This window comes from Limnospira sp. PMC 289.06, assembly GCF_032350395.1.
Classification (GTDB): Bacteria; Cyanobacteriota; Cyanobacteriia; order Cyanobacteriales; family Microcoleaceae; genus Limnospira; species Limnospira platensis.
This window is the reverse complement of record NZ_JARPLC010000204.1, coordinates 1-4904: the sequence shown is the minus strand read 5'-3', so window position 1 is coordinate 4904 and position 4904 is coordinate 1. Positions and strand designations below refer to the sequence as shown.

The window sequence follows — 4904 nt, the reverse complement described above, 5'->3', positions numbered from 1 at the left end:
ACGCGGGCGGGTGTATATAGTTGGCTGGTTTTTCCCGTGGCTGATCGCGCACCCGCGGGCGGGTGTATATAGTTGGCTGGTTTTTCCCGTGGCTGATCGCGCACCCGCCCCTACTCAGCTTGCCTTGGGGTTCTCGAAGATTAGAAAACCAGACAACCGCACTTCCCACCGGACAATAGCCTCTAAAAGACGACTAACTAAACGGGGATGCGATCGCCTAAGTATCCAAAAACCAGACAACTGCGTTTCCCACAGCCAACCAACCCCAAACTACGACTCGCTCAAACGCGACACCTACCACCACTAAAGCGATCGTCAGCCATGCATATGCTGTTTCCTCTGTGTGAGCCTGTCGCCTTCCTTCCCAACTGCAAATAGTTGCACTTTAGGAAACAGAGGACTGTATTGACATCCGCCTATCCGTCCCGGCGTGCGCTAACGGGGATTCCATCTATTTCAACAAATCAAAGATTGACAATTGTTGAAATGCTGGACGGGTTGACGCTTCATTGAGATGTGCTTTCTTTACAGAAAGTCTGACCCTCTCTCCACATCCGTTTAAAGTCTCCAAATGCCCTCCGGCGACCTTAATATTAATCGCAGCGTTAACATCTCTATCGTGAGATGTGCCACAATTTAAACAAGTCCACTCTCTCATATTTAATTCTTTTTTACCACCGCGAAAACCGCAGCCAGAACCGGTTTGATAAGTGGGAATCCATCTATCAATGACACGAAAATCACGCCCGTACATAACAGATTTAACTTCTAGCATTGTTCTCAAACTGCGCCAACCCAAATCCGAAATAGCACGGGATAGTTTTCGGTTTTTCATCATCCCTGAAACCTTTAAATCTTCCAAGACTATCGTTTGGTTTTCACGAATAATCCGAGTTGACAATTTCTGAAGAAAATCGTTTCTGGTATCAGAAATCTTGGCGTGAAGTTTAGCTAATTTCTTTCTAGCAACTTCCCTTCTTTGACTGCCTTTCTGTTTCCTTGATAAATTACGTTGTAATCTTCTTAAACGCTTTAGTTGTTTCTTTAAAGGCTTAGGAGATTTAACTTTCTCACCATTGCTTAATGTGGCAAAATCAGTGATTCCTAAATCAATTCCTACAGAATTTTGGTTTTCCGGTAAGGGTTGAGGATTAAACTCAACAACAAAACTGACAAAATACCTATCAGCACTGTCTTTGATTAAGGTAGCACTAGAAGGTTTTGTGGGTAACTCTCTACTCCAGACTACTTTAATATCACCAATTTTAGCGATGTAAATGTAATCGGAATTAAGGTGTTTAAAACCATGATCCATAAATCTAGCGGATTGCTTAGATTTACGCTTTTTAAACTTGGGAGGTTTAACTTTCTTGCCTTTTCTTTGTCCTTTACAGGATTTTAAAAAGTTAGAGTAAGCCTGCTCTAAATCTCTTAAAGACTGTTGTAAGGGAATAGAAGAAACTTCTCCCAACCAGATTTTCTCCTCGGTTTTTTTGAGTTCTGTAAGTCTTTGAGAAAGTTCCTTTAACTTAGGCTTTTTGTTACCCGCACGCTATTGTTATTGACAATATGCTAAGGCATCGTTAAATATTACCCGACAGCGTCCGAACAATTGAGACATCAATCTCTTTTGTTGGTCTGTTGGGTAAATTCGATATCGATATCTTAGCTTCATACTGTCAAATTGTATTGGCGTGCATTAATTATAGCTAGGAGTCTGGTAGATGTCAAGCCTTTGACGAAAAGAGCGTCTGTTTCGGATTTAAAGATTCATTTGGTCTGTGTGACTAAGTATCGTCGCCAAATCTTGACAGTGGAGAGCCGGATGTTAATCCTGAAGTCTTTTAGAGAAGTGGCTGAAAAAATGAATTTTCAAGTGCTGGAATTTAATGGGGAGTCAGACCATATTCATACCTTAGTTGAATACCCTCCTCAACTCTCTATTTCTGTCATAGTTTTTGCTTTTAAAGGAGTTGACAGTCGTAGATATGGGCAAGCCAGATTCCCTAAACCCTACGGAAAAGAATCTTTATGGTCGCCTAGTTATTTTGTATCTTCAATCGGTGGCGCACCATTAGAGGTTCTGAAGTCTTACATTAAAAACCAAGAAAAGCCGTCGTAGAACGACGGGGTTTTAAACCCAAAATTTTCGATAAAATATTCAAACCTATAGAGTCCAACCCTACCAATTCCCAGTCAGGGGACGGAAACATTACTGCGTACCAGGTTTTAGTGGTCTGTCCTCATTGCGTCCAATTTAGCGCTTAGCGAGTTCTGGCGTACGGGCGACCCGCCGCTTGTGCAGTTCTTTAAGCAGAGGATTAGGGCAATTTATAAATTGCCCCAAAGCGTAGGTTGAACTAAACTGTACGTTGCTGGCTTAAAGCTTCATAAGAAGCTTGGAAATCATCAACAGTAATCTTGATCGCAGCAGTATCTGTTTCACCTTGAGACCTAAAACGGCGAATTGCTCCTACAGCGGCTTGATTGCAGAGTAATACTAAATCTGCACCATTCCAACCTTCTGTTATCTTAGCCCAATGTTCCAAGTCCACATTTAACAGAGGTCTGCCCTGATTGTAAACTTGTAAAATCTTGAACCGACTATCTAAATTTGGTAAATCTACCTTCAATTGTAAATCTAACCGTCCTGCACGTAACAAAGCAGGGTCTATGGCATCAGGACGATTGGTAGCCCCAATTACCAAAATGTTAGACCCCGATTCTAAACCATCTAACTCCGTCAGTAATTGCCCCACTACCCTGTTACTTACCCCAGAATCACCAGTGTAAGTTCCCCGTGCTGGAGCTAATGTATCCAGTTCATCGATAAATATTACACAGGGATCTGCTTGTCGGGCTTTAGCAAATAATTCTCTTACCGCCTGTTCACTGGCTCCCACCCAACGGCTGAGTAAATCTGGTCCATTAATACCAATAAAGTTAGCTCGGGCTTGAGAAGCCACAGCCTTGGCTAATAATGTTTTACCAGTACCGGGAGGACCCCACAACAGTATTCCTTTGGGCGCTCTGGCTTTTGTTTCTTTGTAGAGTTCTGGGTACAACAAAGCCCCTTCCACAGATTCCCGCAAGGTCTGTTTTATGGTTTCCAAGCCGCCAATATCTTCCCATTCCACATGAGGAACTTCAACTTCCATGCTACGAAGTACTGCTGGTTTGATTTCCTTGAGAGCCTGCAAGAAATCGGATTGCTCTACCGCGATATCTTCTGGAATTTGCATATCAATGGAAGGAACCTGACGGCGTAAAGCTGTGTATGCGGCTTTTTGACAGACAGCTTTTAAGTCAGCCCCCACAAATCCCACGGTGCGATCGGCAATAAACTCCAGATCAACTGAATCATCTAAGGGCATAGTACGAGTCAGCACTTGCAGAATTTCTTTGCGCCCATTGATATCTGGAACTCGAAACTGAATTTCTCTGTCGAATCGTCCAGGACGGCGTAGAGCTGGGTCAAGATGATCAGGGCGATTAGTAGCTCCGAGTAAAATCACGCCTTTGTTCTGGGAGAAACCATCCATGAGGCTCAATAGTTGGGCAACTAAACGCTTTTCTACTTCCCCTTCTACTGCACTACGGTCTGGGGCCAAGCTATCAATTTCGTCAATAAAGATAATACAGGGAGCATTTTTGGCAGCTTTTTCAAAAATAGCCCGCAGTTTTTGCTCTGCTTCACCATAATATTTGGTGATGACTTCAGGCCCAACAAGGGCAATGTAGTTAACCCCGAGTTCTTCAGCTAACGCACGAGCTGTGAGTGTTTTGCCAGTACCGGGGGGACCAACTAATAACACCCCATGTGTAGGTTCGAGTCCTAACTTAACTAGCAGGTCAGGGCGTTTTAAAGGAATAGCAATCAGTTCTTTGAGTTCTTTGAGTTCTTGGTTCAATCCCCCAATATCTTTGAGGGTTATACCTAAATTACCTTCAGGTTGTACATTTGGGTCAGATGCACCTGTATCACGTGCTGGGGAAGATGGGGTACGAATGGAAGTAGTACCAACATTACTAGTTGTATTATTATTAGTACGGGGAATGTTACCCGTTCTGGGAATACTGCTTAATGAGCGTGAGTTAAACTGAATATCAGTTTTAATTTCTCCATTTTCAACTTTTTCCTCTAGAGCTTTTACTAACTCTAGCAACTGCTCAAATCCCTTGAATAAATCACTCATAAAGTCCCTCAAAAGTAAATTAATAAAATACATTATAGCAGTCTTGACTGATATCTCCCTGTCTAATGATACGGTTGAACACAATTCCCGCATAGTGCATATTAAGGTGCGAGACGTTCAGGCATGAAATAGGGTTGCAATACCCGAAATAACTGCCTGATGGGGATTTCAGCCCCTTGGCTGAATACAAGAGGCTCGCCTCTGACCATCCCCATAACTGCTTATATGTCCCAACGATTTGTATCAATAAGATACCAAATCAAGGCAGGAAACCCAAGGTCAATATACTCTGTAACAATTCGTAACCATCCTTAACATAACGAGAAATTACGAAACAGAGTTGAGGGTAACGGCGATAGCCACCCCCAGTTTTGGGAATCACAAACCCAGGACTGAAGCGGGGAACGGAAGGCTCCGAGGTGTAACCCAACACCAGAAACGAGACCACTGCCAACCATCCATGATTAGGGAAACCGAATGTCCGGCTTGAACCATCGTAAGAATTAAGTAGCGAAAGAGGTTGACACGCTGCGCTCAAAAGAGCAAGGGGAAAAGTAGGATAATCTTAGCACTACCTACACAGACCTTTAAAGTACCCCGGTGGATAGGACAAATCTAAAGATGGAATGCCCATATAAACGGAACGTTTTAAGTCCTCCTAGACTCTGATTATCTGGTCGAGATATCAGTAGGGATAAGTGTAACCGC

General features: G+C 43.1%; 4 protein-coding genes and 1 pseudogene. 2 read left to right on the top strand and 3 right to left on the bottom strand.

What is annotated here, in order from left to right:
• Positions 1 to 307 (top strand): annotated as a pseudogene (locus P5674_RS23190) (hypothetical protein); the annotation flags it as partial.
• A 144-nt stretch (positions 308 to 451) separates the two neighbouring features.
• Here P5674_RS23190 and P5674_RS23185 read toward each other — a convergent pair.
• Together P5674_RS23185 and P5674_RS23180 are read right to left on the bottom strand one after the other, a co-directional pair.
• A complete protein-coding gene (locus P5674_RS23185) occupies positions 452 to 1477 on the bottom strand; it encodes an RNA-guided endonuclease InsQ/TnpB family protein (RefSeq protein WP_434475122.1) in 1026 nt (341 codons plus the stop codon).
• 81 nt (positions 1478 to 1558) lie between these two features.
• On the bottom strand, positions 1559 to 1675 hold the full coding sequence (locus tag P5674_RS23180) for a helix-turn-helix domain-containing protein (RefSeq protein ID WP_014275361.1): 117 nt from the start codon (positions 1673 to 1675) through the stop codon (positions 1559 to 1561).
• Positions 1676 to 1735: 60 nt separating this feature from the next.
• Between P5674_RS23180 and tnpA the strand changes: the two genes are divergently transcribed.
• Positions 1736 to 2122 (top strand): IS200/IS605 family transposase, encoded by a 387-nt coding sequence (tnpA, locus tag P5674_RS23175; RefSeq protein ID WP_315669928.1) that lies wholly within the window; start codon positions 1736 to 1738, stop codon positions 2120 to 2122.
• A 238-nt stretch (positions 2123 to 2360) separates the two neighbouring features.
• Here tnpA and P5674_RS23170 read toward each other — a convergent pair whose 3' ends face one another.
• Positions 2361 to 4196 (bottom strand): AAA family ATPase, encoded by a 1836-nt coding sequence (locus P5674_RS23170; protein WP_014275363.1) that lies wholly within the window; start codon positions 4194 to 4196, stop codon positions 2361 to 2363.
• Positions 4197 to 4904 lie beyond the last annotated feature (708 nt).